This is a genomic window from Kribbella sp. NPDC049174, from assembly GCF_043197365.1.
In the GTDB taxonomy this organism is placed as follows: Bacteria; Actinomycetota; Actinomycetes; order Propionibacteriales; family Kribbellaceae; genus Kribbella.
The window spans coordinates 105,169-131,243 of record NZ_JBICSZ010000001.1; the positions used below are offsets into that span (position 1 = coordinate 105,169).

Genomic DNA, 26,075 nt, shown 5'->3' on the forward strand with positions numbered 1-26,075 from the left:
CGGATCGACTTGTCATCGGGAAGAGGGCAGGCTGTACGGTATGCAATTTCGGGCGACCGCCCGGAATTGAACTGTGGAGCTGCGGTGATGTCGCGGTGGTGAAGCTGAGGGCGCCTTCGTCGCCGTTGTTCTGGCGCATCTTCGGTTTGAACGCGGTGGTGCTCGCCGCTGCGACGGCTTTGTTGCTCTGGGCGCCGGTCACCGTGTCTGTGCCGGTGCTGTTCACCGAAGCCGTCGTCCTGGTTGGCGGCCTGGCCGTGATGCTGGTGGCCAACGCCGCGCTGCTGCAGATCGGGCTGGCTCCGTTGGAGCGGCTGACCCGCCGGATGGCGACTGTCGATCTGCTCCGTCCCGGCCAGCGGTTGCCGATCGCCGGGCAGGGTGGTGTGTCGCGCCTGATCCAGGCATTCAACGACATGCTGGCCCGGCTGGAGGCCGAGCGTGCGGCCAGCACCACCCGCGCCTTGTCCGCGCAGGAGGCCGAGCGACGGCGGATCGCGCAGGAGCTGCACGACGAGGTAGGCCAAAGCCTGACCGCGGTCTTGCTGGAGCTCAAGCGGGCGGCCAACCGGGTCGACGAGCCAGGCTTGCGCGCCGAGCTGCACCACGCGCAGGAGACGACCCGTGCAAGTCTGGACGAGGTCCGCAGGCTGGCTCAACGACTGAGGCCCGGCGTCTTGGAGGACCTCGGACTCGTCAGTGCGCTGTCGGCCTTGGCCGAGGAGTTGTCCACCCACACCGGGTTGTCGATCCGTCAACGCTTCCAGCCCGGTCTGCCGCCGCTGGACGAGCAGACCGAGCTTGTGCTGTACCGGGTCGCCCAGGAAGGCCTGACGAACGTCGCTCGCCACGCCGACGCGACCCGGGTCGAGATCAGCCTCGCCCACGACGGGGACGTGGTGAACCTCCGGATCCGCGATGACGGCCGAGGTCTCGGGCTCTCCCATGAAGGGGCTGGGATCCGGGGTATGCGCGAACGCGCCCTTCTGGTCGGCGCCGCCCTCGAGCTACGCACCGAGCCGGCCGGCGGTACCGAGGTGGAGCTCCGGGTGCCGCTGGCGGGAGTGGAGGATCGGCATGCCTGAGGCGGACCCGGTGACGCGCATCCTGCTGGCCGACGACCATGCACTGGTACGTCGCGGCGTACGGCTGATCCTGGAGGGCGAGCCCGATCTGACCGTGGTCGCCGAAGCGGCCGACGGCAGGGAAGCCGTTGACCTGGCCCTGTCCGGCGACGTCGACCTTGCGATCCTCGATGTGGCCATGCCACGCCTGACCGGTCTTCAGGCCGCTCGCGAGATCTCGGCGCAGCGTCCCGGGCTGCGCATCCTGATGCTGACGATGTACGACAACGAGCAGTACTTCTTCCAGGCACTGCGGGCCGGAGCCGCCGGCTACGTCCTGAAGTCGGTCGCTGATCGTGACCTGGTGGAGGCTTGCCGGGCGGCGATGCGCGGTGAGCCCTTCCTCTACCCGGGCGCCGTCAGGGCGCTGATCCGCAACTACCTGGATCGTGCCCGCGACGGTCGTGACATCCCCGAGCAGGTGCTGACCGCCCGCGAGGAGGAAGTCCTCAAGCTCGTGGCGGAAGGACATTCGTCGAAGGAGATCGCCGGGTTGCTGTTCATCAGCATCAAGACCGTCGAACGGCACCGGGCCAACATGCTGCAGAAACTCGGGCTGCGTGACCGTCTCGAGCTGGCCCGCTACGCGATCCGGGCGGGTCTGATCGAGCCCTGACGGGTCGGCTCGATCGAACCCTGCCGGACGGCGCATGGCGAGACCCAGCCCTCCTACTCGCCGCACTCGATCCGATGCACCGTCACCGGCAAAGGCTCACTCCGAAACTATGTCGTAGTGCGATAGAAACCAAGGAACCGTGCGAGGGTTGCCGATCCCCGGCAATCTCGGCGTCCTGGCTTCGCCGGTCGGCGCCGTACTGAGTCCGCCGGGGAGCGGCGATGGTTGTGGTCTGTGCGGACCCCGAGCTCGCCGCAGGTGCCGGCGGCGCAGTGGAGTGCCGCCGTGAGGAGGATTCGATGAGTCAGCTGAATCAGGTAGCGCAACCCAGTGACCCACCCGGCCGGCGCGACACTGACCTGGACTGGTTCCGCAGGGAGCTCGAGGAGCAGCGCCGATTCAGGCTCGACCAGCTCAGAGACCTGTCGTACGAAGCGGTCGCCGCCGCCGGCGCCCAGCGTGAGGTGACCGAGGCCCTGATGACCGGCGCGAGGACCGTGCTGGCGGAGATTGACGCTGCGCTCTTCCGGCTCGCGATCGGCTCCTTCGGTAGGTGTCAACGCTGCGGCCACGAGATCTCCGCGGAGCGGTTGGAGATCGTCCCGATGGCCGGCCTCTGCCTGCCCTGCCACTACTCCACTGGCAGTTGACCGGACGATCGGTCAGCCTGGTCGCATGGCGATGGACGGAATCACGCAGGAACCCACAGCTCGGGTCCTGGCGGACCTGCACGCGCTGGCCGGCGACTCGCGCGTGCCGGCCGGCGCGCGGTGGACGTTGGCCGAGCCAGGTCGCCAGCTCGACGCCAACCTGGTGCATCTCCCGCCCGGCCGGCAGGTCGACTCTCACGTCGAGCCGGATCTGGACGTCGTCCTCGTCGTCGTTGCGGGCGACGGTTCGGTCGGCACGCCGGAGGGCCGCCAACAAGTTGCTAACGGCAACCTCATCTGGCTGCCCCACGGCGCCGCCCGCGAGCTCACCGCGGGCCCGGCCGGACTGTCGTACCTGACCGTCCATCGCCGTCGGCCCGGCCTGCAGATCAGGAGGCGCCCGGAGGAATAGCCCGCGGGGACGTCGTCAGTCGTCGTCGTCGACGGGACCGCCCCAGTCGGGCACTGCCAGTGCGGTTCTCATCCGGCGGAGCTCGTCGCGGTGCAAGGCACTCAAGCGAGCCAGGGCACGGTCTCCCTCGGGCGTCAGCTGGATCCGGACGGCGCGGGCGTCGCCCGGATGTGGGGTCCGATCCACAAGTCCTTGTGCCTGAGCCCGGTTCACGAGTTCGCCGACGCTGTGGTGACGCAGTTGGAGGCGGTCGGCCAGTTCGCTGAGGGTGGCCCACTCGCGACCGGGATATCCCTTCAATGCGAGCAGCAACTGATACTGCTGCGGCGTGAGTCCGTGCGCGCGAACGGTCTGCTCGCTGAACCGCAGATACCGGCGAATGCCGAAGCGGAAGCGTGCCAGAGCCTCGAAATCCGCCTTCGTCAGTGGTTCGGCCACGCGACTGTCTTCCGTCCTGTCGATCCGTCAGTGATCACCTTCACGGTGGCTTTGCCGGCCGGCCACGTCAAACCAATTGTATCGTGTTACGATATAAAAGCACTCCGTGAATGGTCTCGCAGTCGGGCAGCGGCGACGATGGTCTACTGGGAGCACGCCCAACCTCGCACCCGTCCAGCGCGGAGGGAAGGGACATGAGCGCCACCGAAGGTCGGCCGCTGCCGGGTTCCGGACCCGGGAACAGCGCGGACGAAGCCTGGCTGACGGCGATCGCGCAGGCAGCCGCCGGGGACTCCCACGCGCCGATCGAACTGTTGGTCGAGTACCTCTCCCTGCTTGCCGACGCCGCCATCTCCGGGCGACGCCCACAGGAGCACGAGTTGGCGATCGTGCGCGAACTCGGGCGCCGGGCCGCCGAGCAAGGCATCCCCGCCGGGCGGGTGGTCGACCTCTACCTGTCCGCCGCCTGGCGGATGTGGCGCGATCTACCGGATGTCGTGCCGTACCGCGATCGTGACACCGTTCGGGCATCGGCTCAGTCCGTCCTGCAGGCGGTCGGGCGAGCGATCGCCATCCTGGTGGACAGTTACCAGGCAGCCACCAAGCAGCTGATCCGGCAGGAGGAGTCACTGCGCCGCGAGCTCGTCGACGACCTGCTGAGAGGTGACCCCGATCTCTCCGGGATCGTCGAGCGCGCCGAGCCGTTCGGACTCGACCTCGGCCGGCCGCATCAGGTGGTGCTGGCCAGGCCGGCCGACGGACTCGCCGAAGATGACGCCAGCGCCGGCCTGTTGGAAAGGTTCATCCTCGACCGCTTCGGGGACCGCGAGGTGCTCGTCGCGACCAAGGAGGGGCTGCTGGTCGTGCTGGTCCCGGCCACCGCACCGAGCACCGCACCGCGCACTGTCACCAAGGATGCGGGGAGCCTCGTGCATGACGAGTTGGTCCGGCATCGGGCCGGGCGTGAGTGGCGCGTCGCAGCGGGCCGGCCCTATCCCGGTGCCTATGGCATCGCGCGCTCGTACGAGGAAGCACGTGAGTCGCTCGTGCTTGCCAACCGGCTGCAACTGGAGGCCTCGGTCGTCGACGCCCGCGACATGCTCGTGTACCGGGTGGTCATTCGTGACCAGGCTGCCATCGTCGATCTCATCCAGGCTGTGCTCTCGCCGCTGGCCCTGGCGCGCGGCGGCGCCGAGCCGCTTCTGCAGACGTTGGAGGCGTACTTCGCGACCGGTGAGGTCGCGACTGAGGCGGCACGCCGGCTCAACATCTCGGTCCGCACTGTCACGTACCGACTGACCAAGGTGAAGGATCTCACCGGGCACGATCCCGGCGACCCGATCCAGCGGTACGTGCTGCACACCGCCGTACTCGGCGCACGCCTCCTGGACTGGCCGGCACAGGACCTGCCCGCAGGCGTCTGACCGGGCCTTGGTTGCCGGGCGTCGGCCACCAGGGCGGGCCAGGAATGGCCGGTCGCACCCATACGCTCCGCGACTTCGTGAGTGCAGAGTTGTTTGTACGAGCGATGCATGGTGGAGGAGGAAGGATGAGGGCGTATCGGGCCGCCTGGCTGGGATTCTGCGGCGTCGTCGGACTGATGGGTGGACTGGCCGCCTTCACACTGCCACCGCCGACAGTCATCCTCTTGTTCCTCCTCGCCGCGATCACTGGTGGTGTCGTTGCGATGATCGCCCTGATCCCCGCGGACAACACTCCGATCGCTCGGGATCGATGGCCGACCGTTGCCTGGAGCGGGGTCGTCGCCGGAGCAGGAACGGTGGCGTTCGTCAGCCTCGGCACATTGCTTGGCGCGCCGATGGCGGTGCTGATGCTGGTGCTGATTGCCGGCGGATCGCCGTACGTCGCTCGACGTTGGTTCGGACGGCTCAGAGAACACGAGCATCGGCCGAGTCCCGGACATCCTGATGCACATCAGGCGATACCCGCTCGTACTGCGATGAGCCTCGAACCGGAACCGGTCGACGAGGCGGCCGAACTGAGCGACGACGCCTTGGTCCTGGCCTGGCGTGCCAGCTTCTCCGCTCTGCAGAGAGCCACCTCGCCGGCGGAGCGCTTACGCATAGTCGACGCCCGCCGCGCGTACCTCGACGAACTGGAACGACGCAACCCCTCCGGCGTGGCCGCATGGCTTGCCTCAGGCGCACGAGCCGCCGGCAACCCGACGAGGTTCGTCGCGGGTGACGGCGCTCCGGGCCATGCACGGATCGATTGGGACCGCCTCATCCAGGGCACGGACAGGTGAAGGCGGTTGCTCACTCGCGGGGCGGGTCCTGACGGTCGGGGAGTACGTCGCTGAGTTCGTCGACCACCAGTAGGTCGTGGCGGACCTGGCCGGCCCGGAACGACGCTCGGCCGACCATGTGGCTTGCGATCGGCGAGGTGACGAGCTGGAACAGCGCGACGAGGGCGAGCAGTCCGAGGCTGCTCGGGTCGCGGAGCCGCAGGCCGAGTCCCAGCAGTACCAGGAGGAGGCCGAGGACCTGCGGCTTCGTGGCCGAGTGCATCCGGCTGAGCACGTCCGGGAAGCGCAGGATCCCGATCGCCGCGATCACGGTGAGAAGCGCGCCGAGGATCAGGCAGCTGACCGCGGCGAGGTCAGCGACGGCGGTCCAGTTCACGATTCCTCCGCTTCGACATCGTCGCTGCCACGGGTGAACCGGGCGACGCTGACCGATCCGACGAAACCGAGTAGCGACAGCACCCCGAGGATCGGCAGTGTCGTGGTGTGCCGGTTGATCGCGGCTTCGAGCGCCAAGCCGCAGATCATCACCGCGAGCAGGACGTCGAGCGCGACCAACCGGTCGAGCATCGTCGGGCCCAGCGCTATCCGGGTGACCAGAAGAAGTGCGGACACTCCGAGCATGATGACGCAGATGGTGAGTACGACGGTCATCGCGGTCCTCCCGGGGGTTCGTCGAGTTGCTGGATCTCGGCCCCGAGCGCGAGGACGACCCGGCGTTCGAGTGCGAAGACCTGCTTCCGCATCTTGTCGACGCCCGCTGTGTCCCGGGCGTCGAGGACGTGCAGGAAAAGAGTGTGGGTGGAACGTCGCGCCTCGACGACGAGACTGCCCGGGACGAGCGACACCATCTCGGCGACGATCGTGAGCACGAAGTCCGAGCGGGTCCGCAGGTCGACCTCGATCACGGCATTGCGTGGCTGCCGGTGAAACTGAAGGGTCTTCCAGGCCACCTCGGCGCTCGCCGCGACGACGTCCGCCAGGAATTGGACGACGAGCCAGCCCAGCCACAGTGGCCGCACGTGGAGGTGCATCCGCAACGGCGGCAGCGGGAACACGAGGCAGACGACCAGCGCCACGGCCAGCCCTCCCAGGACATTGGCGACCGACAGGTCTCCCCACAACGCGACCCACACCAGCGTCAACCAGAGGAGGACCGGGAGTTGCAGTCCCCGCGGTCGCGCCGGCCGGTTCGATTCGTCACGCTTCCGGTTCATCGTCGGCCTCATCGGGATCCCTGGGTGAGCACCGACGAGATGTAGATCCCGCGGTCGAGGAGGTCGCGCGCCGCGCGATCGGTGTAGTCGAACAGCGGTCCGGCGACGAGGGTGAGGGCGAGGCTGAGGATGACGAGTCCGGCGGCGGCTCCGACCATGGTGCGGGGAAGCCGCTGCGGCAACGACCCCGCCTCGATCAGCTGGTGGAGGTCCTGGTTGCTGCCGTCGCCCTCGTCGACGATGCTGCGGGCCTCGTCCAGATCACGTGCCTCGAAGGTGCTCGTACCGACATGGACGTGGGCCTTGTGCCGCACGACCTCACGGGAGGTCGCGGCGTCGGCACCGGACAGTTCGAGAGCCAGCTGATGAGCCTGTTCCGGGGTGCGCCAGAAAGCCAGGTTCCAGGCTTTCGCCACGGCGTACAGGGTCAGCAGGCTGGTGAGCATGCCCGCGGCAACCACCGCGTAGACGAGCGGTGTCCCGACGCTCAGGCCCGCCTCGGTGAGTCCCACTTTGCCGAGGAAGCCGGACATCGGTGGGATTCCGGCCAGGTTCATCGCGGGCACGAAGTACAGCACGGCGAGGACCGGGGCGATGCGGGCCAGTCCACCGAGTTTGATCAGGCTGGTGCTGCCGGCGCGTCGCTCGACGAGCCCCAGCACCAAGAACAGCGCCGTTTGGATGGTGATGTGGTGCACCACGTAGAAGATCGCGCCGGAGTAGCCGGCGACGGTCCCCAGGGCGACGCCGAAGATCATGTAGCCGATGTGGCTGACCAGCGTGAACGACAGCATCCGCTTCAACTCGGACTGGGCGACCGCACCCAGAATGCCGATCACCAGGGTCAGCAGCGCGGCCCACAGCAGCAGATCGTTGAGCGGGCTGTCAGGGAACAGCAGGGTCTGCGTGCGGATGATCGCGTACACGCCGACCTTGGTGAGCAGACCGGCGAAAACGGCGGTCACCGGCGCCGGGGCGGTCGGGTAGCTGTCGGGCAGCCAGAACGACAGCGGGAACACGGCTGCCTTGATCGAGAACGTGGTGAGCAACAGCAGTTGGAGCACCAGGCTGACCGAGGGAGGAAGTTCGCTGAGCCGTCCGGACAGCTGGGCCAGATTGAGACTGCCGGTGGCGGCGTAGATGGCGGCGAGTGAGATCAGGAACAGCATCGAGGACAGCACGCTGACCACGACGTAGATCGTCCCGGCCCGGATGCGGGCGCGGGTTCCGCCGAGGGTGAGGAGCACGTAGCTCGCGAACAGCAGCATCTCGAAGCTGACGAACAGGTTGAACAGGTCACCGGCGAGGAAGGCGTTCGAGACGCCGGCGGCGAGAACGAGGAACGTCGGGTGGTAGATCGTCAGTGGTGTGTCGCGCTGGTCGCCGGTCATGCCCTGGCCGATCGAGTAGACCAGGACGCCGAGCGTGACCACAGCGGAGACGAGCAGCATCAGCGCGGCGAGCCGGTCAGCGACGAGCGAGATGCCGAGTGGCTCCTTCCAGGCGCCGATCCAGATCGTCTGCGGACCGTGCCGGTCGGTCTGGTACACCAGCGTCGCGGCGACCGCCACGACCGTCGCCAGCACCGTCGTGCTCACCGCGCGCTGGAGCGCCGGCCGCCTGCTGAGGATCAGGGTCAATCCCGCGCCGAGAAGCGGGAGGATGACCGGCAGCGGAACCAGGGCGTTCATGCCGGCCGCTCCTGTTCCTCTGGTACCTGGACGTCCTCGTCCGAGCCGTCCTCGACGGACAGGTCGAAGCTCTCCGACGGTTCGTCGTCGGCGGCGAGACGCCGGATCGTCGCGTCCTCGACATCGTCTTGTACGTCGTCGTGGCCGGTGAGCAGCCAGCTGCGATAGGCCATGGCGAGCAGGAAGGCGACCGTGCCGAGGCTGATCACGATCGCGGTGAGGACGAGCGCCTGCGGGAGTGGGTCACTGATCTCGGCAGGGTCGGACCGGCCCACGATCGGGGCTCGTCCGGCGGGACCGCCGGAGATCAGGAACAGCAGGTTCACGCCGTTGCCCAGCATCACCAGCCCGACCAGGACCCGGGTGAGGCTTCGCTCCAGTATCAGGTAGACGCCGCAGCCGATCATCGCCGCGGCGGCCAGGATCAGCGACAGACTCGCACTCACGGCGACACCTCACTCTTCGTCGCTTCCTCGGATTCCTCGGATTCGTCTCGCAGGATCTGCCGGTCGATCCCCGAGCCGAGGCTGCGCAGCAGGTCGAGCATGAGGCCGGCGACCACCAGATAGACGCCGACGTCGAAGAACACCGAGGTGACCAGGTGGACGTCTCCCAGCAAGGGCAGGTGCAGATCGACCACGGCGCTCTGCAGTACGGCGCCTCCGAACGCCAACGGAGCCAGGCCCGAGACGGTGGCGACGAACAACCCCAGTCCCATCAGTGCGCCGGCATCCACCGGCGCGGCCTCGTCCAGCTCGTACCGGCCGCCGGCGAGGTACCGGACCATCAGGGCCAGACCGGTAACCAGACCGGCGGCGAACCCGCCGCCGGGGTTGTTGTGCCCGGACAGCAACAGGTAGATCGAGAAGACCACGATCGTGTGGAAGATCAGCCGGGTGACCACCTCGAAGATGATCGAGCGTCGCTCGGGAGTGAGTGTCGCTCCACCCGGCAGCCACACCGGTCGGCCTCGTTGCCTCAGGTCTGGAGTGGAGAGATCCCTGACCCTGCGGATCACCGACGTACGCGTCCCGATGAAGACGAGGCTGGCCACGCCCGTCGCCGCGGCGACCAGGACGGCGATCTCACCCATCGTGTCCCACGCGCGGATGTCCACGAGGGTCACGTTCACGATGTTCCGGCCTCCGCCGTACGCCACCGCCTCCTCGGGATAGCCCGCCGAGACCGGGACGGCAGTGCGCGCACCGGTGGAGACGATCATGAATCCGGCCACCGTGGCTGCCACGATCGCCCCGATCGCGACCCTCCAGTAGCGGCGTCGAGTCAGCGGGCGGTCGGTGAAGTACTCCGGCAGCCGCCGCAGCACCAGCACGAACACCACCAGGCTGACCGTCTCGACGAGCACCTGGGTCAGCGCGAGATCCGGCGCACCGTGCAAGAAGAACAGCGTCGCCGTTCCGTAGCCGGTGACACCCACCAAGACGACTGCCTTGAGACGCCGCCGCGACCTGGTCGTGAGGACCGCGGCTATCGCGACAACCACCGCCACCAGCAACTGCCCGGGGTTGTCCCACAAGACGAGCTCGGGCCGGCCCTCAGCCGCGGCGAGCATGGCAGAGCCCGGCAGAAGCACGACGACGAGGAGGATCACGCTCAAATAGATCGCCACCGAGCCGCGCTGGGTGAGGCCGGTGACCTCGACCGCGACACGGTCCAGTCGTCGCATCACGCCGACGTACCCGCGCTCGGCGCTCCACGGTCCGGCGAGCGCGGTCTGGAGCCGGGTGACCGACTCCTTCCGCCAGAAAAGGATCAGTCCTAGTGCCAGGGAGACGGCCGACAACGCCAGCGCGAGACCGAGCCCGTGCCAGAGAGCCAGTTCCGCATGGTCCTGGCCGGCGACGAAGCGGTCGGCGTACAGGCCGAGCATCGTGTTCTGCGGTCCGCTGAGGAAGCCGAGGGCGAGGGACAGCGTGGCGAGCAGAACGGGCGCGGCCAGGAACCCCACGTCGATCGGCGCCACATTCGTGCGGCCGACGCCGGGCTTGGTCGCGAACGTGCCCCACAGGAACCGCGCGGTGTAGGCGACCGTCAGCGCCGACCCGAGGACCACGCCGATCAGCACGACCCAGCCGACGAACCCGCCGAGTCCCGTTCCGTCGCCGTGGCGCGCCACACCGATCAGGGCGCCGTACACACTTTCCTTGGCGACGAAGCCGGCGAGCGGAGGCAACCCGGCCATCGAGGCGCCGGCAAGCACCGCTGCGCCTGCCAGGACCGGTGCGGAACGGCCGACTCCGGAAAGCTTGCGAAGATCCCGGGTCCCGGTTTGGTGGTCGACGATTCCGACGACCAGGAACAGCGCCGCCTTGAACAGCGCGTGGGCGACCAGCAGAGCCAGACCGGCCAGCGCTGCGGCCCGGGTGCCGACGCTCAGGATGACCAACAGGAAACCGAGTTGGCTGACCGTTCCATAGGCGAGCAGCAGTTTGATGTCCCGTTGGCGCAACGACCGCCAGCCGCCGATGAGCATCGTGAAGAGCCCGAGGGAAAGGAGCAGTCCACGCCAGCCGGGGACGCCGGCGAAGGCCGGCGCGGTCAGCGCCACCAGATACACGCCGGCCTTGACCATGGCCGCGGCGTGCAGATAGGCGCTCACCGGGGTGGGCGCCGCCATCGCCCCGGGCAGCCAGAAGTGGAACGGGAAGATCGCCGACTTGCTGATGGCACCGAGCAGGAGCAGTACGACGGCCACCGTGATCGCCGCGCCGTCCGGGGGATCAGCGAGTACGTCGCTGATCCGGAAGGTGCCCGCCTCGGTCCCGATCAGCAAGATGCCGACCAGCATGGCCAGGCCGCCGAAGGTGGTCACGATCAGTGCCTGCATCGCGGCGGTCCGGCTCGCACGTTTCGTGGGGTCATGGCCGATCAACAGATAGGAGAAGACCGTGGTCAGCTCCCAGAAGACGTAGAGCACCAGCAGGTCGTCAGAGATGACCAGGCCCAGCATCGCGCCGGCGAAGGCGACGAAGTGGCCGGCGAACGCCGACAGTCCCGGCTCGTCGGCGGAGAAGTACCACGCACAGTAGACCAGCACGAGCGCGCCGATCCCGGTGACGACCAGCATCATGACCCATTGCAAGGGGCCCAGCGCGAAGGCCAGGTCCAGATTCAGCGTCGGGACCCACGAGATCACTTCCGTCCGCACCGCGCCGTCGGCAATCGGACCAGTCCAGGTCAGTGCCCACACGAACGCGCTCGCGGGAACCAACGCCAGCGCCAGGAACGCCCGCCTGCCGAGGACGCCGACGATTGTCGGCGCCACGGCCGCGGCCAGGAAGTGGGCGAGCACCAGGATCAGCATCTAGGCGCCTCCGACAGCCGGAACGATTCGCGTACCTGCTTCGGACCCACACTAAGTGAGTGCCGTGACGACGCCAGTCCTGGCAACAGGTGCAGAGTCATCGCGCGATCACGACCGGGACCGCTGCGTGCCGAAGCAGGCCTTGGCTCACCGAGCCCAGGAGCGCTCCGGCGAGGACCGATCGTCCCCTTCCGCCTACGACGATGACCTCGCCATGGGCCGCGGATGCCGCCACGAGCGCGGCGACGACCTGCCCCCTGATCGAACGGGTCTCCACGATCACGTCAGGAAAGCGGTCCTGCCAAGGGGTCAGAGTGCGGGCCAGCAACGCATCCGACTCTTCTTCAGCCCTTTCGCCGTCCGGCAGATCCCACACATGGATTGCGACAAGGCGAGCCCAGCGCTGCGACGCGCGAGAGAAGGCGAACTCCAGTGCCGGCTCGTCGTGGGAACCGTCGACGCCGACCATGACGTCGCCCGACCGGTTCAGGACGTCGGCACCTGGCGGGACCACAACGACTGGCGAGGCGGCCCGCGCGCTCACTTCGACGGCGGTGGATCCCAGCAGTAGGTTCGCGAAGCCACCCTGGCCGCGGCTGCCCAACACCACGAGCGCGCTGTGCCGCGACACTTCGACCAGCATCTTGACGGGCAGCCCATCGACGACGTCGTTGGTCACGGTCAGCGGCCGGCTGTCCAGGCTCCGGGCCACCGCGGCCAGTTCCGTGAGGCTGCGTGTAGCGGCATCGACGTGCAGATCCGGTCCACCGCTCGGGGACAGCCCGAAGGGCAACGCATGAACGATATGCAGCACCGCTCCGCGGAGCCGTGCCTCACCCGCTGCCCACTCCAGCGCCCGCCGGCTGTGCTCGGAACCGTCAACCCCTACGACCACGGGCCTTCGTGAGGTGTCCACGTCTGTCATCAGATTCTCCTCGGTCCAAGGTCCCGGTGCCCTGCCAGGTTCCGGCGCAACTTCGGATCCGCGGCGAGCCACCCGATGGCCATCGCCGGCGCCCGCTGCCGATGCGACCGCGTGGACTCCCGTGCCTCCTGGGAATAGAACGGCGCCGATTTACGCTACAGCAAGTGTAGCGATTAAATCTCGAGCGGTGACGCGAAGGAGGAATGGTCAGGATGACGACGTTCGACGGAAGCGACATGGTGCTTCTGATACTGACTGGGCTGACGGTGGTCATCATCACTCTTCGAGCCATCGCCCGGGCCCATCGACTCAAGGAGCAAGCCTCAGCCGAGCAGCCGACGGCTACCGTTCGGCGATCCACTGACGCCCGCACTCCACTGCGCGAGGACCAGGACTTCTCAGCCGTATCGGGTGGCATTCCCGTGGGGTCGCCTGCACGTTCATCGTCAGGCGACCCCACGGGTGCTGCTCAGGACGTCCGGGCGCCCGCCTCGTTCATCACCTTCTGGGCTTCAGGTGGGAAGACCCCGTCGGTCACCTGAATGTTGTCGACAACCCGGTTGTTGTAGCCAGGGCCTTCGGGATTGCGGGCAGGCCCGACGTCCCACCAGTTGCCGGTGATCAGGTTGTCCTTGGTGTTGAAGGTGTCCGGGTTGCCGTCGTCGGAGTTGATGTAGACCCAGCGGCTGCTGCCGAGGAAGACGTTGTCGCGCATCACGACGTACCTGGTGCCCTGGTCGATCAGGGCGCCGAAGGTGACCCGGCTGTCGTAGACGTAGTTGCGTTCGATCACGGTGCCGGGGCTCGAGGAGAGCGTGTAGATGCTGCCGCCGTCGTGCATGGCCTGTTTGGTGTCGTGGATCAGGTTGTAGGCCACGTAGTTGTCGCGAAACGTGGTCGGTGTCTGGTAGATCGGCTGGTAGTTGTACAGGCCTGCCTCCAGGTAGTACAGGTTGCCGCCGGGATCGTTGATGCCCCAGCCCCAGCCGATGTCGATGCCGTCGTACGGCAGGTCGGTCAGGGTGTTGTGGGTGATCGTTGCCCTGGTCACGTACGTCGACAGGATGCCGGCGCTGTCGCGGTACTCCTTGCCGGTCCCGGTGATCGTGTTGTCGGTGATCGTGACGTCGTGGTTCGTCATCCGCTCGTCCCGCGGGTGGTGTGCGTCCGGCTGGACACCGCCGACGACGATGCCGGAGGCGGCGCTGTTGGTGAAGGTGTTGCCGCGGACGTCGATGTGGCCCACTCCGTAGCCGACGCCGGAAGCATGTGCGTTCGGATCCATACCGAGGCCCAGTCCGACCGAGCCGAGCTGCTCGAAGCGGTTGCGGCCGAAGCTCACGTGCTCGGCGACCGACACCTGGACGGCGGCGGGGATCTGATGCCACTCGTTGCGGGTCCTCTCGAACTCGGGGCAGCCGTCCTGACAGCTGGTCAGGAAGTCGGCCGGTTTGGCGTACTCGCCGACGATGTGGGCGCCGCTCTGCTGGTCGACGTACCCGTTCGGTCCACTCGGGAAGTTCCAGGTGGTGTGGGCGAAGGTGAGGTTGCTGAAGGCAAGGTTCTGCACCGGTTGCCGGTAGCTGCCGCTGACCTGGACGAGTGATTCCAGCCGGGGCAGCCGTACGTCGGCCGCCGTCATCGACTGTCCGTCAGCGGGCCGGTAGAAGACCTTGCCCTTCGCTGAGTCGAGGTACCACTGGTTCGCGCCGGAGATCAGTTCGTAGGCGTTGTTGAGATAGACCGCGCCCCGGTTGTACGGCGACTTGAGTGTGTCGTACCCGAAGTTGTTGTTGTCCCAGGCCGGCTGCTCCATCACCAGGGTGTTGCCGTCGACCGTGTGGACGGGGGAGTAGCGGTCCGTGAACGATCCCATCTCCTCGATCTCGAGGTCGCCGGGGTTCGACAGCCCGGCGATGCGCTCGGCCAGCGCCGCATCGTTGACGGTGAGGCCGCGCTGACTGAAGACGAGGTGGCCGCGGGTCTTCTTGGACTCGGCCACCAACAGTTGGGTGCGCTGAGCGAGTTGCCCGTCGACGTAGAGCTGCCGTGACTTGGTGCCGACCGGTACGTCGGCGGACCAGATGTTCTTGGCCGGGTCGTGGAGGGTCCAGCCGGTCACCTTGGACCCGCCGGACAGGACGGCGTGCTGGCCCGGGACGCTCTGCCAAGTGACGGTATGACCGTTGCGGCCACCGTCCCGGGCGTCGAACCGCAGCGGCTTGCGCAGTTCGTAGGTCCCGCCTGCCAGCAGCACGCGGACGTCGGACTTGGAGTTCTTCGCACGGACCAGTGCCTGCGCGGCGTCCAGCGTGCGGACGACGTGGTCGGCTCGGAGGTCCTTGGGCTTCTTGCCGTCGGGCACGACCAGGATCACTTCGGTACGGGCGGGGGCGGCGGAGGTCGCGGTGGTGGTGAGAACGGCGATGCCCAGCGCGAGTGCGGAGGCGGCGGCGATCACCCGGGGCGGACGATGTCGGGTCATGCTCACTCCTATGTCATCTGTTGTCTGACATCTGTGAGGAGCAAACTAGAAGCGGGCGACGGACCAGTCAACAAGTGGTCTCAGTCGCCGAGATCGCCGCGATCGTGGATCAGGCGGGTGGCACCGGCGGGCGCCGGCGCTCCCAGGCGGAGCGAATGTGGTCGGTCATGGCCTGCGCGGCGCCGGTCGCGTCCCGATCGAGGATGCGCTCCAGGACGACCCGGTGTTCGGAGTTGGTGATGCGCACGTCCTCGACGCTGGGGTGTCCCTGGTAGCGCATACTCGTCCGGGCCTGCCCGTGCACCGTGCTCACGATCGAGCGTGCCAGCCGGTTGCCGGACGCGGCCATGATCCGGTCGTGGAACTCGACATCGGTCTGGATGAATACCTCCGGCCGGGCGGTGTCGGCCTCGAGCCGGTGGAAGATCGCCTCGATCGCGGCCCGATCCTCGTCGGAGCCGTTCGCCGCGGCCAGGCCGGCGAGGCTGGACTCGAGCGCGATCCGGACGCCGACCAGCTCGTCGAGGATCGTCAGATTCGCGTCGTGCTCGACCGCCGCGGCGAGGACGGCGGAGTCCAGCAGGTTCCAGTTCGAGTCGTCCTTGACCACGGCACCGACGCCACGGCGTACCTCCACCAGGCCTTTGGCCTCGAGCAGCTTGACCGCCTCGCGGACGGTGATCCGGCTGACCTGGAACTGCTCGGACAGCGCGGACTCCGGTGGCAGGGCCGCACCGGGTGGAATCGATCCGGAGACGACGCCGTCCACGATCGACTCGACCACCAGGTCGGCCAGCCGGGCCGGGCGTCGTGCTGCCGCCGCGGGAGCGAGCCGCACGGTTGCCTGTCCGATCTCTGTGGCCACTGTTCCTCCAGGTCTGATTCGTGGACGTACTGGATTGTCGCCCATCCCTTGGCTGTCAACAAACCCTTGACAACAGACAACAGACAACTAACAATCAACGCCCAGAAGCCAGTACTCACCACTTCAGGAGGGCGTCATGTCGACCGCCTCAGCTCCGGCCCACCGGAGGAACCGCAGATCGAGGCGACGCTGGACGGCGCTCGCCCTGGCGCCACTGCTCGCCGTCGCCGCCGGCTGTGGTGCGGCCGCACCACAGAGCTCAGGGCAGGCAGGCAGTACGACGGAGTCCGGGAAGCTGGTCGTGTGGGACTGGCACTCCGGCGATGCGAAGACCAAGGAGTACTACGCCAAGGCCAAGTCGGACTTCGAGGCGAAGCACCCGGGCGTGCAAGTGGAGTTCGTGGCGCAGCCGTATGACCAGTACTACACACTGCTCGGAACAGCGATCCAGGCCGGTAAGGGTCCGGACATCGCGATGTTCAACGGGGGCGCGCAGCTGCGCGAGCGGGTCACCTCGCTGCTGCCGCTGGACGACAAGACCGGTGACCTGAAGGACCGGCTCGTCGGCTGGGACGCGTTCAAGAACGCCGGTACGACGTACGCCGTACCGATCACGCTGCAGGGTTTCCCCTTCTACTACAACAAGGCCGTCTACAAGAAGGCCGGGCTCGACCCGGAGACGCCGCCGAAGACGCTCGCGGAGCTGGAGGCCGGCTGCGCGGCGATCAAGAAGTCGGGCAACGCCTGCTTCAACCTCGGCAACAAGGAAGGCATCGGGATCGAGTTCTTCCTGTCCGGCTTCGCCCCCGGTGTTTTCAGCCCCGCGCAGTACGACGCCTGGCTGGCGGGCAAGCGGGACTGGAAGTCGCCCGAGGTCAAGCAGATCTTCGACCTGTGGAAGAAGTCCAACGACGAGGGCTGGTACAACAAGGGCGTCAACTCGACTGCCATGTTCATGGACCAGTTCACGATGTTCTCCGGTGGCAAGGGCGGCAACGTGATCGGCCTGATCTCCGACACCGCGCACTGGAAGGACTTCGATGAGTTCCTCGGCGCCGACCTGGGCGTCTACAAGCCGCCGGTGCTGAACCCGGCCAACGTGTCGTCGACCTTCCTGCCCGCCGAGGGCGGGATCGGGTACGGCGTGATGAAGTGGGCCAAGAGTCCCGATCTGGCCGTCGACCTGATCAAGAGCCTGGCCGGAACGGACGCGGAGAAGCTGTTCTTCGACAAAGCCGGTGCGATCGCGGCCGACAAGACCGTCGACACCTCGTCGGTCGAGGTGAAGTCCGCGGGCGAGATCGTCTCGTGGCTGCCCGAGAGCAAGCCGCTGCTGCACACCGCGCTGTCGGCCAAGACGCTCGATCTGATGCACCGGCTGTCCCAGCAGTTGATCAGCGGTGACGTCACCGTCGACGCGGCCCTCACCCAGTTGGCGGCGTCGGACAAGTGAGCTCGGCAGGAGACTCGACCATGGCACAGGCGATCACGGCGCCCCGGCGGACGACGGCTGTCCGCCGGTGGCACCTCAGTGAGCACAAGCTCGCCGTGCTGGTGCTGGTGACACCGGCCCTGCTGGTGATCGTGGGGCTGCGGATCGTGCCGCTCGTCCTCGGTGCGCAGTACTCGCTCACCGGGGACGGGGCGCGCAACGGCGTGTTCGTTGGCCTGAGCAACTACCAGACGCTGGCCGCCGACCCGGTCTTCCGGACCGCGCTGAAGAACGTCGGACTGTTGTTCCTCGCCCTGCCGGTGGCGGTCGCGGTGCCGGGGATCCTCGCCACCTTCCTGTTCCTGAAGGTGCCCGGCCACCGGCTCTACCGCAGCGTGTACTTCTTCCCGGTGGTGCTCTCACCGGTCATCATCGGCGCGATCTTCAACATCCTGCTGTCCTTCGACGGTCCGCTCAACCAGCTGCTCGGGACGCTCGGCATCGCACCGGTGGACTGGCTGGGCAACTCCCACATCGCGATCTTCTCGGTCATCGGCGTCCACATCTGGGCGACGTTCGGGATGGCGCTGGTCATCTTCATGGCCGGCTTCTCCACCCTGGACCAGTCGTTGCTCGACGCGGCCCGGTGTGACGGGGCGAGCCTGGTCCAGACCATCCGGCACGTGGTGATCCCGGAGCTGAGCCGGACGATCCAGTTCGTCTTCGTCACGACGATGATCGGGATGCTGACCGGGATGTTCGGCCTGATCTACGTGATGACCGCGGGCGGTCCGGGCGGGTCGACGTACCTGCCCGAGTTCTACATCTGGGTCACCCAGGGCCAGATGAACAGCCCGGCGCTGGCGTCGGCCGCGTCGATGGTGCTGTTCGTCCTGATGCTGCTGGTCGGGCTCGCGCAGATCCGGCTGATCAAGCGCGCCACCAAGGAGGTGTGACCGATGCGCGAACGTGGATTCTCCCGCTGGATCGTCGCCGTGCCGATGTGTCTGCTCGCGCTGGCCACGATCTACCCGATCCTGTTCACGATCAACGTGGCGATGAAGTCGCGGCGCGAGTACGTGCTCGACCGGTTCTCGCTGGCCGATCAGCTGACCGCGGTGAACGTCGCCGAGGCGTGGAACTCCTCGGGGCTGGGCCGCTACACGCTCAACTCGGTGGTGGTCACCGCGGGCGCCGTCGCCTTGTTGCTGCTGCTCGGATCGATGGCCGGGTTCGCGTTCAGCCAGCTCACGTTCCGCGGGCGGCGGTGGCTGTTCCTGGTCTGCCTCGGGGCGCTGATGATCCCGTTCCAGGTGATCATGGTGCCGTTCTTCCGGGTGCTCGGGCAGACCGGTCTATTGGACACGCACCTGGGGCTGATCCTGGCCTACACCGGGCAGTTCCTGCCGTTCACGATCTTCCTGATGACGAGCTTCTACGCGCGGATCCCGGCCGAGGTGGTCGAGGCAGCGCGGGTCGACGGCAGTACGACGCTCGGCGTCTACCGGCGGATCATGCTGCCGCTCGGCCGGCCGGCGTTGCTCTCGGTCGGCATTCTGAACGCGTTGTTCTGCTGGAACGACGTACTGATCTCACTGCTCGTGATGCAGTCGGAGGGGAACCGCACGTTGATGGTCGGAGTCACCGCGTTGCGCGGTCAGTACTCCGACGACATCCCGCTGTTCGCGGGCGGCGTCCTGGTGGCTGCGCTGCCGGTGATCGCGATCTACCTGTTCTTCCAGCGCCAGATCACCGACGGCGTCACCGCCGGCTCGACCAAGGGATAGCGGCATGCGCATCACGGGTTATCGCACTGTCACGACGGTGCACGACTGGGGCCGTCCCATCGGCGACGTCAACGGAGCGGTGAACTCCGGCAAGACGTCGGTGCCGATCGTCGTCCTGACCACCGATGCCGGTCTCGAAGGAATCGGCATCGGGTCGCTCGACGGCATCGATGTCGTCTTCCCGGCTCTGGACGGGCAGGACCCGCGGGCCGTGGTGGCGCTGTACGACCGGATGCTCGCCTGGGTGTTCAAGCGCGGCCACGCCGGTGCGGTCTTCGGCGCCATCGGTGCACTCGACATGGCGCTGTGGGACCTGAAGGCCAGGGCCGCCGAGCAGCCGTTGTGGCGACTGCTGGGTGCCCGTGACCACGTCGTCCCGGCGTACGCGTCCGGCCTGGACGGGCCGTTGGCCGACGACGACCTGACGAGGCTGCACAAGCAGTTCGCCGAGCGCGGTCTGCACGCGGTCAAGCTCAAGGGTGGTCTGGACGTGGCCGCGGACCTGCGTCGCCTCGACCTGCTGACCGAGCTCTATCGCGACGAGACCGGGCATGCGCCGGCGCTGATGCTCGACGCCAACGAGTCCTGGTCACGCAAGGAAGCGGTGCGGCACATCAGGCGGATCGAGGAGCATGCCGATCTCGCCTGGGTCGAGGAGCCCGTACGGCGCTGGGACGTGGACGGACTCGCGCTCGTCACCCAGTCGGTGAAGGCGGCAGTCGCGACCGGGGAGAACCTCACCGGTCTCGAACAGTTCCGCCCGCTGCTCGCTGCCAACGCGGTGGACATCGTGCAGACGGGAAGCGTCTGGGGAATCACGCACTTCCTGCGGGTGGCGGCGCTGGCGCACGCCTTCGATCTGCCGATCAGCCCGGTCGGGTACGACCTCAACCCGCTCGGCCACGCGGCGGCCGTCGTACCGAACCATCTCTCCATCGAGATCCAGGATCTGACGTTCCCGGTCGGGATGACCGCGGACCAGGAGATCGTCGGCGGCCACCTGGTTCTGGGGGAGTCGCCCGGCCTCGGGTACACGGTCGACGAGGCAGCGATCGCGCGGCTCGGCGACTCCGCTGACTGGGGCGACAAGGCCGGCCCACATGTCCGGCCCGATCGCGCCGGACGCCGGCTGGTCGGCAAACCCGCGATCCGAGGGGACCGAGCGTGACCAGATCCGCAGTGGTGACCGGAGCAGGCGGTTCTCTCGGGCGGGCCATCGCGGTACGACTCGCGACCGACGGGTACGGCGTCGCGCTGCTGGACCTGCCCGGTGAGACGCTGGCCGAGTCCGAGGCTGCGGTGAAGGCAGCGGGCGGCCGGTCCGCCGTACTGCCGGTCGACCTGCGCGACTCCGCCGCGCTGGTCGCGACGATCGATGTGGCCGAGGACCGGCTCGGCCCGCTGCATGCCTTGGTGAACAACGCCGCGATCTACCCGGCGACGCCGTTCCTGGACATCACGCTCGAGGAGTACGACGACGTCGTCGCGGTCAACCAGCGCGCGTACTTCGTCGCCGCCCAGGCCGCCGCCCGGTCGATGAGCGCCCGGAAGGACGGGGCGATCGTCAACATCGCCTCGATCACCTGGCATGGCGGATGGGAGAAGCTGGCGAGCTACGTCAGCACCAAGGGTGCGGCGGTCGCCTTCACCCGCGCACTCGCCCGGGAGCTCGGGCCGCACGGCATCCGCGTCAACGCGGTCTCGCCGGGTGCGTTCCCGACCAAGGCGGAGACGATCCACGAGAATCCCGAGGCCTACACCGCGTTCGTGCTCGACCACCAGTCGATCAAGCGCCGGGGTACGCCGGCCGAGATCGCGTCGGTGGTGTCGTTCCTGACCGGCCCGGACGCGTCGTTCGTCACCGGGCAGACGGTCAACGTCGATGGTGGATGGGTGATGGAGTGAGTCTGAACGTCTTCGGGGAACAACTGTCCGCCGCGGCGCTCCGAGAGCGGACCGGTGACCTGGCCAGCGTCGCAGGTGTCCGCGAGATCGAGTTGAGCAACGGTGTGGAGCGCGGGGTGCGGGCAGTCCAGGTACGGACGTCCGCCGGACTCGAGTTCGAGGTGCTGGTCGACCGTGCTCTGGATCTGGGCGCGGCCCGCTTCCGCGGCGTACCGGTCGGCTGGCGTTCCGGCAACGGCTTCCGGCACCCGGGCCTGCACGAGAACAACGATGAGGGCGGGCTGTCCTGGCTGCGAGCGCTCGACGGTCTGCTGGTGTCCGGCGGACTCGACCACACGTTGTTCGGCGCGGAGGTCGATGCCGATCACTACCGCTACCCGCCGAAGCAGACCGTGTCGCACGGCCTGCACGGCCGGCTGACCGCAATCCCTGGCAGGCTGCTCGAGGCAGGTGAAGTGTGGGAGGGCGACCGGTGCACCTTGCGAGTTCGTGGCGAGGTCGTCCAGGCCACGTCGTTCGGGGAGCACCTGCGGCTGACGCGGACCGTGGAGGCCGACTTCGACGGGCTCGAACTCCGGTTGTACGACGTCGTCGACAACCTGGGCTTCGAGCGGACGCCGCACATGTTCCTGTACCACCTGAACTTCGGCTGGCCGATCGTTGACGCAGGCACCGAGTTCGTCGCCCCGATCGCCGAGACGACCTGGCGCAGTGACTCCGTGGCCGAACAGGGCGTGTCGTACCGCGTGCAGCCTGATCCGCAGCCGGGCTTCGTTGAGCAGGTGTACGAGCACCGACTGGTCCCCCACGCCGACGGCCGGCATCGAGTAGCGCTCATCCGCGGTGACAGCACCCTCGGCATCGAGGTGACCTGGGACGCGGCCACGATGCCGTGCTTCTTCGAGTGGCAGAACCTGCGTAGCGGCCAGTACGCCGTCGGCCTGGAGCCCTCGACCCATCACGTCGCCGGGGACGCCGCGGCGCGTGACGACGGATCGATGACCTGGCTCGAGCACGGCGAGTCCCGCACCTACCGCACCACGATCCGCGTCCTCGACGGTATCGACGCCACCAGCTCCGCCCGCGACGCCATCCGGCGCGTCGCCGGCCAACCCGACTGACGATTCCGGAAGGGAACAGATGACTCACCGCATCCTGGACGGGTACCGCGTGCTCGACTGCTCGATCGCGATGGCCGGCCCGTTCGCCGCGCAGCGCCTTGGTGACCTGGGCGCCGACGTCGTCAAGGTCGAGCCCGTGACCGGCGAGTGGCAACGGCACGCCGCCGCCGGCGGCGCGAAGGGCAACGCCATCAACGTGTCCTTCCTCTCGCTGAACCGGAACAAGCGCTCCCTGGCCGTCGACCTGAAGTCCGCCGAGGGCAAGCACGTGCTGCTGCGCCTGGTCGAGACCGCCGACGTGTTCCTGCAGAACTACCGTCCGGGCGTGGCCGAACGGCTCGGGGTCGACTACCCGACCCTGTCCGCGATCAATCCGCGGTTGGTGTACGTCTCGATGTCCGGGTACGGCGAGGACGGCCCGCACCGCAACCTGCCCGGACAGGACTTGTTGCTGCAGGCAAAGTCCGGCGCGATGCTGTCGACCGGTCGGCACGGCGAGCCGCCACAGTCGGCCGGGCAGTACCTGGTCGACGCGGTCACCGCATCGACGGCGTTCGAGGCGGTCCTCGCAGCTCTGCTGCACCGTGAGCGCACCGGTGAAGGACAGCTGGTCAAGGTCAACATGCTCGACGCGATCACAACGTTGCAGATGCAGGAGTTGTCGGTGTTCACCGCCGGTGGCGTGCCGCAGCGGCGCGGTTCCGAGCCACACGCTCACGTCTACATCAGGGCGCCGTACGGGACCTTCAAGACCGCCGACGGATTCCTGGCCCTGGCGATGCCGGACCTGCCGACCCTGGGTCGCGTCATCGGTGAGGACACCTTCCTCGACATGGACTCCGAAGTGCACGGCTGGACGGATCGCGACGAGATCTTCCGCCGGACCGCGGACCGGCTGCTGTCCCGGACCACCGAGGACTGGCTGGCCGACCTGACCGCGGCCGGGATCTGGTGCGGTCCGGTCTACGACTACGAGCAGCTCGTGAACGATCCGCAGATCCGGCACAACGGCACCTTCGTGGAGTACGACCATCCCACCGAAGGCCGGGTGAAGACACCGGGCTTCCCCTACTCCTTCGAGAAGACGCCGGCGACCGTCGAGCGTGGCGCGCCGCTGGTGGGCGAGCACAGCAGCGAGTTGCTCGGTGAGGCCGGGTTCTCGCCGGACGAGATCGCGAAGCTGCTGGACGCCGGGGTCGTCACCGAGACCCGGCTGCCGGATCAGGTGCGGTGATGGGACGTACGTCGTACCGCGGGCTGACCTGGGATCACCCACGCGGCCGGGACGCGCTGATCGCCGCGGCGAAGGATAGTGGCATCGACCTGACCTGGGACGTGCACCCGCTCAGCGGCTTCGAGTCCACGCCGATCGAGCAGCTGGCCGAGCAGTACGACGTCATCGTGCTGGACCACCCGCATCTCGGCGACGCGATCCGGCACGACTGCCTCCAGCCTCTCGACGAGCTCGTCGATGCGGACTTCGTGGGGCCGAGTGTGGCGTCGTACCGGATGAACGGCAGGCTGTGGGCGTGGCCGCTCGATGCCGCGACACAGGTCGCCGCGACCCGGGTCGACCTGGTCGGCGTGCCCCCGCGACTGTGGTCGGAGGTGTTGGAGCTGTCACGTCGCGCACCGGTCGCGCTGTCGTTGGCCGGTCCGCACGCGTTCCTGACCTTCACATCGATCTGCGTAGCCCTGGGCGAGGAGCCGGATCGGTTCGTGCCGACCGGGACCGGCCGACGGGCACTCGAGTTGATGACAGAGCTGACCTCCCGTGCACCCCGGCACTCGCTGTCATTGGATCCGATCGGGTTGCTCGAGGACATGATCTCGGACGACACCGTGGCGCACTGCCCGCTGGTCTACGGGTACGTGAACTATGCCTCGATCGCGCTGGATCGCCGGGTGACGTTCACCGACGCGCCGAGCGAGCGACCGGGGTCGCGGCCAGGTTCGACGATCGGCGGCACCGGCCTTGCGATCAGCACACGGTGCGAGGTGACGGCGGAGCTCGCCGATCATCTGCTCTGGTTGCTGTCGGCAACTGCGCAGGAGTCCTTCATCCCGGCACACTCCGGGCAGCCGGCCCGATCGAGCGCGTGGTTGTCGGACCGGGTCAACGCGCCGGTGTCGGACTTCTACCGGGCCACACTGCGGACGATCAGCTCGGCCTGGATCCGGCCGCGGTTCGCCGGGTACGTCGGGTTTCAGTCCGCGGCGAGTGAGGTGGTCCGTGAGGTCGTGTCCGGCACCTTGCCGGCCGACGCGGGACTGGACCGGATCAACACCCTGCACCGTCAGGTCGCGGAAGGGATCTCGTCGTGATCGACCTTGCCACCGAGGACGTGCTCTTCGAGCAGCAGCGACACGTCGCCGTCATCACCTTGAACCGGCCGGCCAAGCTGAACGCCGTCACCGAGGAGATGTCCGGCGCACTGGTCAAGGCAGCCAGGTACTGCAACGAGGCCGACGACGTCCGTGCGGTCGTGCTGACCGGCTCCGGGCGCGCGTTCAGCGCCGGCTCGGACATCCGCGAGCTCGACAAGTACGTCACCCCTTGGGACTTCCGGAATCGCGGGGACTACTGCGACTCGCTCAAGGTACTGCGCAAGCCGGTGATTGCCGCGGTCAACGGGTATGCGCTCGGCGGCGGACTCGAGACCGCGCTGATCTGTGACATCCGGATCGCGGCCACCACCGCGAGTTTCGCGGCCGCCGAGGTCAAGCTCGGGTGGATCGGCGGCGGCGGGATGTCGGCGCTGCTGGCCCGGTCGATCGGACCGAGCAACACCGCGCTGATGCTGATGACCGGAGACCCGATCGACGCACAGCGGGCACTCGACTGGGGACTGGTCAGCGAGGTGCTGGCGCCGGACGATTTGTTGCCTCGGGCCCTGGAACTGGCCACGACGATCGCCTCCCGGGCACCGATCGCCGTCGAGACCGCCAAGGCCAACCTCTCGGCCGCCTACAACATGCCGCTCGACCAGGCGGTTGCCTACGAGCGCGACATCCAGACCGTCTGCTTCGCCACCCACGACGCGGCTGAGGGCAGAGCGGCGTTCGCCGAGAAACGTCCTCCGCGCTTCGTCCGAGCCTGAACGAAGGAGCTCGTCGAGGCAGGACCTGCTGCGTCAGGACAGGTTGCGGCGGATCCAGTTCTCGATGCCGGCGACGTGCGAGAGCGAGAGGGCAGCGGCGACGCTGGGTTGCCGGTCGCCGATGGCCAGCGCGATCGCCCGGTGCTCGCGCAGTGTCTGCTCGAAGGAGTCCTCCTGGGTGACGCCGCGCCAGATCCGGGCCTGCTGGGTCCGGCCGGCGACGCTGTCGACGAAGGAGCACAGCACTGGATTGCCCGCGGCCGCGGCGATGCGGTGGTGGAACTCCAGGTCGTTCGCCACCACGTCGCCGACCGGGCTGTCGGCGTCGACAGCCTCGGTCAGCGCGAGCAGTTGGGCCACGTCGTCGTCGCTCATCAGGAGCGCTGCCTTCTCCGCGGCCATGGGTTCGAGGGCACGGCGCAGTTCGAACAGGTCGAGGATGCTCGAGTCCTGGTGGAAGTCGATGATGAAGCCGATCGTCTCCAGCAGCAGATCGGGCGACAGGCTGGTCACGTAGGTGCCGTCGCCCCGGCGGACGTCGAGGATGCGCAACATCGACAGCACACTCACCGCCTCGCGCAGCGGGCTGCGCGAGATGCCGAGCTGCTCGGCGAGGTCCGCCTCGCGCGGCAGCCGGTCGCCCGGTTTGAGCCGGCCGTCGAGGATCATCGCCTTGATCTTCTCGATCGCGACGTCGGTCAGGGCCATGCGACTCCTC

26 protein-coding genes are annotated in these 26,075 nt (G+C 67.8%); 15 read left to right on the plus strand and 11 right to left on the minus strand.

All coding sequences use genetic code 11. The annotated features are described in order from the left end of the window. Positions 1 to 95: 95 nt before the first annotated feature. The 4 genes from ACGFIF_RS00495 to ACGFIF_RS00510 all read left to right on the plus strand — a co-directional run bounded on the left by ACGFIF_RS00495 (position 96) and on the right by ACGFIF_RS00510 (position 2,802). A complete protein-coding gene (locus ACGFIF_RS00495; RefSeq protein ID WP_393149818.1) occupies positions 96 to 1,085 on the plus strand; it encodes a sensor histidine kinase in 990 nt (329 codons plus the stop codon). Continuing rightward, on the plus strand, positions 1,078 to 1,740 hold the full coding sequence (locus tag ACGFIF_RS00500) for a response regulator (protein WP_393149820.1): 663 nt from the start codon (positions 1,078 to 1,080) through the stop codon (positions 1,738 to 1,740). Before ACGFIF_RS00495 ends, ACGFIF_RS00500 begins: the two co-directional genes overlap by 8 nt. 299 nt (positions 1,741 to 2,039) lie before the next feature. Beyond that, positions 2,040 to 2,390 carry a TraR/DksA family transcriptional regulator gene (locus tag ACGFIF_RS00505; RefSeq protein WP_393149822.1) on the plus strand — a complete coding sequence of 117 codons (351 nt, stop codon included), beginning with the start codon at positions 2,040 to 2,042 and terminating at the stop codon, positions 2,388 to 2,390. A gap of 25 nt (positions 2,391 to 2,415) precedes the next feature. Further along, a complete protein-coding gene (locus ACGFIF_RS00510; protein ID WP_393149824.1) occupies positions 2,416 to 2,802 on the plus strand; it encodes a hypothetical protein in 387 nt (128 codons plus the stop codon). A gap of 15 nt (positions 2,803 to 2,817) precedes the next feature. Here ACGFIF_RS00510 and ACGFIF_RS00515 read toward each other — a convergent pair whose 3' ends face one another. After that, positions 2,818 to 3,240: a MarR family winged helix-turn-helix transcriptional regulator gene (locus ACGFIF_RS00515; RefSeq protein WP_393149826.1), complete on the minus strand. Its 423-nt coding sequence runs from the start codon at positions 3,238 to 3,240 to the stop codon at positions 2,818 to 2,820. A 194-nt stretch (positions 3,241 to 3,434) separates the two neighbouring features. On the opposite strand from ACGFIF_RS00515, the gene ACGFIF_RS00520 reads away from it, so the two are divergent. After that, complete coding sequence (locus ACGFIF_RS00520) at positions 3,435 to 4,664, plus strand: PucR family transcriptional regulator (protein WP_393149828.1); 1,230 nt, start codon at positions 3,435 to 3,437, stop codon at positions 4,662 to 4,664. A gap of 125 nt (positions 4,665 to 4,789) precedes the next feature. Beyond that, entirely contained in the window at positions 4,790 to 5,506 is a 717-nt protein-coding gene (locus ACGFIF_RS00525; RefSeq protein WP_393149830.1) for a hypothetical protein, read from the plus strand. A gap of 10 nt (positions 5,507 to 5,516) precedes the next feature. Here ACGFIF_RS00525 and mnhG read toward each other — a convergent pair whose 3' ends face one another. The 9 genes from mnhG to ACGFIF_RS00570 form a co-directional block, all read right to left on the minus strand. After that, the gene (gene mnhG, locus ACGFIF_RS00530; protein ID WP_393149832.1) at positions 5,517 to 5,882 is read right to left on the minus strand and encodes a monovalent cation/H(+) antiporter subunit G; all 366 of its coding nucleotides are present in this window, start codon (positions 5,880 to 5,882) and stop codon (positions 5,517 to 5,519) included. Next, a complete protein-coding gene (locus ACGFIF_RS00535; RefSeq protein ID WP_393149834.1) occupies positions 5,879 to 6,157 on the minus strand; it encodes a monovalent cation/H+ antiporter complex subunit F in 279 nt (92 codons plus the stop codon). Before ACGFIF_RS00535 ends, mnhG begins: the two co-directional genes overlap by 4 nt. Beyond that, positions 6,154 to 6,720 (minus strand): Na+/H+ antiporter subunit E, encoded by a 567-nt coding sequence (locus ACGFIF_RS00540; RefSeq protein WP_393149836.1) that lies wholly within the window; start codon positions 6,718 to 6,720, stop codon positions 6,154 to 6,156. The genes ACGFIF_RS00535 and ACGFIF_RS00540 overlap by 4 nt, the downstream gene beginning before the upstream one ends. Positions 6,721 to 6,728: 8 nt before the next feature. Beyond that, entirely contained in the window at positions 6,729 to 8,411 is a 1,683-nt protein-coding gene (locus ACGFIF_RS00545; RefSeq protein WP_393149838.1) for a Na+/H+ antiporter subunit D, read from the minus strand. Next, positions 8,408 to 8,857 carry a Na(+)/H(+) antiporter subunit C gene (locus ACGFIF_RS00550; protein WP_393149840.1) on the minus strand — a complete coding sequence of 150 codons (450 nt, stop codon included), beginning with the start codon at positions 8,855 to 8,857 and terminating at the stop codon, positions 8,408 to 8,410. Before ACGFIF_RS00550 ends, ACGFIF_RS00545 begins: the two co-directional genes overlap by 4 nt. Continuing rightward, positions 8,854 to 11,736, minus strand: coding sequence for a Na+/H+ antiporter subunit A (locus ACGFIF_RS00555; RefSeq protein WP_393149842.1), 2,883 nt, complete (start codon positions 11,734 to 11,736; stop codon positions 8,854 to 8,856). The genes ACGFIF_RS00550 and ACGFIF_RS00555 overlap by 4 nt, the downstream gene beginning before the upstream one ends. A 97-nt stretch (positions 11,737 to 11,833) precedes the next feature. After that, entirely contained in the window at positions 11,834 to 12,661 is an 828-nt protein-coding gene (locus ACGFIF_RS00560) for a universal stress protein (RefSeq protein ID WP_393149844.1), read from the minus strand. Positions 12,662 to 13,130: 469 nt separating this feature from the next. Further along, the gene (locus ACGFIF_RS00565) at positions 13,131 to 15,146 is read right to left on the minus strand and encodes a right-handed parallel beta-helix repeat-containing protein (RefSeq protein WP_393149846.1); all 2,016 of its coding nucleotides are present in this window, start codon (positions 15,144 to 15,146) and stop codon (positions 13,131 to 13,133) included. A gap of 109 nt (positions 15,147 to 15,255) precedes the next feature. Next, on the minus strand, positions 15,256 to 16,011 hold the full coding sequence (locus ACGFIF_RS00570; protein ID WP_393149848.1) for a FadR/GntR family transcriptional regulator: 756 nt from the start codon (positions 16,009 to 16,011) through the stop codon (positions 15,256 to 15,258). Positions 16,012 to 16,147: 136 nt separating this feature from the next. On the opposite strand from ACGFIF_RS00570, the gene ACGFIF_RS00575 reads away from it, so the two are divergent. The 9 genes from ACGFIF_RS00575 to ACGFIF_RS00615 are packed head-to-tail and all read left to right on the plus strand — an operon-like array spanning position 16,148 to position 25,357. Beyond that, entirely contained in the window at positions 16,148 to 17,464 is a 1,317-nt protein-coding gene (locus ACGFIF_RS00575; protein ID WP_393149850.1) for an ABC transporter substrate-binding protein, read from the plus strand. Positions 17,465 to 17,484: 20 nt separating this feature from the next. Continuing rightward, complete coding sequence (locus ACGFIF_RS00580; protein WP_393149852.1) at positions 17,485 to 18,399, plus strand: carbohydrate ABC transporter permease; 915 nt, start codon at positions 17,485 to 17,487, stop codon at positions 18,397 to 18,399. 3 nt (positions 18,400 to 18,402) lie between these two features. After that, positions 18,403 to 19,230, plus strand: coding sequence for a carbohydrate ABC transporter permease (locus tag ACGFIF_RS00585; RefSeq protein WP_393149854.1), 828 nt, complete (start codon positions 18,403 to 18,405; stop codon positions 19,228 to 19,230). A gap of 4 nt (positions 19,231 to 19,234) precedes the next feature. Further along, complete coding sequence (locus tag ACGFIF_RS00590; protein ID WP_393149856.1) at positions 19,235 to 20,398, plus strand: mandelate racemase/muconate lactonizing enzyme family protein; 1,164 nt, start codon at positions 19,235 to 19,237, stop codon at positions 20,396 to 20,398. Further along, entirely contained in the window at positions 20,395 to 21,135 is a 741-nt protein-coding gene (locus ACGFIF_RS00595; protein WP_393149858.1) for an SDR family NAD(P)-dependent oxidoreductase, read from the plus strand. Before ACGFIF_RS00590 ends, ACGFIF_RS00595 begins: the two co-directional genes overlap by 4 nt. Next, a complete protein-coding gene (locus ACGFIF_RS00600) occupies positions 21,132 to 22,256 on the plus strand; it encodes an aldose 1-epimerase family protein (protein WP_393149860.1) in 1,125 nt (374 codons plus the stop codon). The genes ACGFIF_RS00595 and ACGFIF_RS00600 overlap by 4 nt, the downstream gene beginning before the upstream one ends. 19 nt (positions 22,257 to 22,275) lie before the next feature. Next, positions 22,276 to 23,490, plus strand: coding sequence for a CaiB/BaiF CoA transferase family protein (locus tag ACGFIF_RS00605; RefSeq protein WP_393149862.1), 1,215 nt, complete (start codon positions 22,276 to 22,278; stop codon positions 23,488 to 23,490). Next, positions 23,490 to 24,581, plus strand: coding sequence for a hypothetical protein (locus tag ACGFIF_RS00610; RefSeq protein ID WP_393149864.1), 1,092 nt, complete (start codon positions 23,490 to 23,492; stop codon positions 24,579 to 24,581). Before ACGFIF_RS00605 ends, ACGFIF_RS00610 begins: the two co-directional genes overlap by 1 nt. Then, positions 24,578 to 25,357, plus strand: a complete 780-nt coding sequence (locus tag ACGFIF_RS00615) for an enoyl-CoA hydratase/isomerase family protein (RefSeq protein ID WP_393149866.1) — start codon at positions 24,578 to 24,580, stop codon at positions 25,355 to 25,357. Before ACGFIF_RS00610 ends, ACGFIF_RS00615 begins: the two co-directional genes overlap by 4 nt. A gap of 33 nt (positions 25,358 to 25,390) precedes the next feature. On the opposite strand, the gene ACGFIF_RS00620 is transcribed toward ACGFIF_RS00615, so the two are convergent. Further along, positions 25,391 to 26,065, minus strand: a complete 675-nt coding sequence (locus tag ACGFIF_RS00620) for a FadR/GntR family transcriptional regulator (RefSeq protein WP_393149868.1) — start codon at positions 26,063 to 26,065, stop codon at positions 25,391 to 25,393. Positions 26,066 to 26,075: the final 10 nt, after the last annotated feature.

What these genes read in the sequence shown, in the direction of transcription:
- ACGFIF_RS00500 (WP_393149820.1), top strand. Translation starts at nt 1,078, where the DNA reads ATGCCTGAGGCGGACCCGGTGACGCGCATCCTGCTGGCCGACGACCAT.
- ACGFIF_RS00505 (WP_393149822.1), top strand. Translation starts at nt 2,040, where the DNA reads ATGAGTCAGCTGAATCAGGTAGCGCAACCCAGTGACCCACCCGGCCGG.
- ACGFIF_RS00510 (WP_393149824.1), top strand. Translation starts at nt 2,416, where the DNA reads ATGGCGATGGACGGAATCACGCAGGAACCCACAGCTCGGGTCCTGGCG.
- ACGFIF_RS00520 (WP_393149828.1), top strand. Translation starts at nt 3,435, where the DNA reads ATGAGCGCCACCGAAGGTCGGCCGCTGCCGGGTTCCGGACCCGGGAAC.
- ACGFIF_RS00525 (WP_393149830.1), top strand. Translation starts at nt 4,790, where the DNA reads ATGAGGGCGTATCGGGCCGCCTGGCTGGGATTCTGCGGCGTCGTCGGA.
- ACGFIF_RS00535 (WP_393149834.1), bottom strand. Translation starts at nt 6,157, where the DNA reads ATGACCGTCGTACTCACCATCTGCGTCATCATGCTCGGAGTGTCCGCA.
- ACGFIF_RS00540 (WP_393149836.1), bottom strand. Translation starts at nt 6,720, where the DNA reads ATGAACCGGAAGCGTGACGAATCGAACCGGCCGGCGCGACCGCGGGGA.
- ACGFIF_RS00545 (WP_393149838.1), bottom strand. Translation starts at nt 8,411, where the DNA reads ATGAACGCCCTGGTTCCGCTGCCGGTCATCCTCCCGCTTCTCGGCGCG.
- ACGFIF_RS00555 (WP_393149842.1), bottom strand. Translation starts at nt 11,736, where the DNA reads ATGCTGATCCTGGTGCTCGCCCACTTCCTGGCCGCGGCCGTGGCGCCG.
- ACGFIF_RS00560 (WP_393149844.1), bottom strand. Translation starts at nt 12,661, where the DNA reads ATGACAGACGTGGACACCTCACGAAGGCCCGTGGTCGTAGGGGTTGAC.
- ACGFIF_RS00565 (WP_393149846.1), bottom strand. Translation starts at nt 15,146, where the DNA reads ATGACCCGACATCGTCCGCCCCGGGTGATCGCCGCCGCCTCCGCACTC.
- ACGFIF_RS00575 (WP_393149850.1), top strand. Translation starts at nt 16,148, where the DNA reads ATGTCGACCGCCTCAGCTCCGGCCCACCGGAGGAACCGCAGATCGAGG.
- ACGFIF_RS00580 (WP_393149852.1), top strand. Translation starts at nt 17,485, where the DNA reads ATGGCACAGGCGATCACGGCGCCCCGGCGGACGACGGCTGTCCGCCGG.
- ACGFIF_RS00585 (WP_393149854.1), top strand. Translation starts at nt 18,403, where the DNA reads ATGCGCGAACGTGGATTCTCCCGCTGGATCGTCGCCGTGCCGATGTGT.
- ACGFIF_RS00590 (WP_393149856.1), top strand. Translation starts at nt 19,235, where the DNA reads ATGCGCATCACGGGTTATCGCACTGTCACGACGGTGCACGACTGGGGC.
- ACGFIF_RS00605 (WP_393149862.1), top strand. Translation starts at nt 22,276, where the DNA reads ATGACTCACCGCATCCTGGACGGGTACCGCGTGCTCGACTGCTCGATC.
- ACGFIF_RS00610 (WP_393149864.1), top strand. Translation starts at nt 23,490, where the DNA reads ATGGGACGTACGTCGTACCGCGGGCTGACCTGGGATCACCCACGCGGC.
- ACGFIF_RS00620 (WP_393149868.1), bottom strand. Translation starts at nt 26,065, where the DNA reads ATGGCCCTGACCGACGTCGCGATCGAGAAGATCAAGGCGATGATCCTC.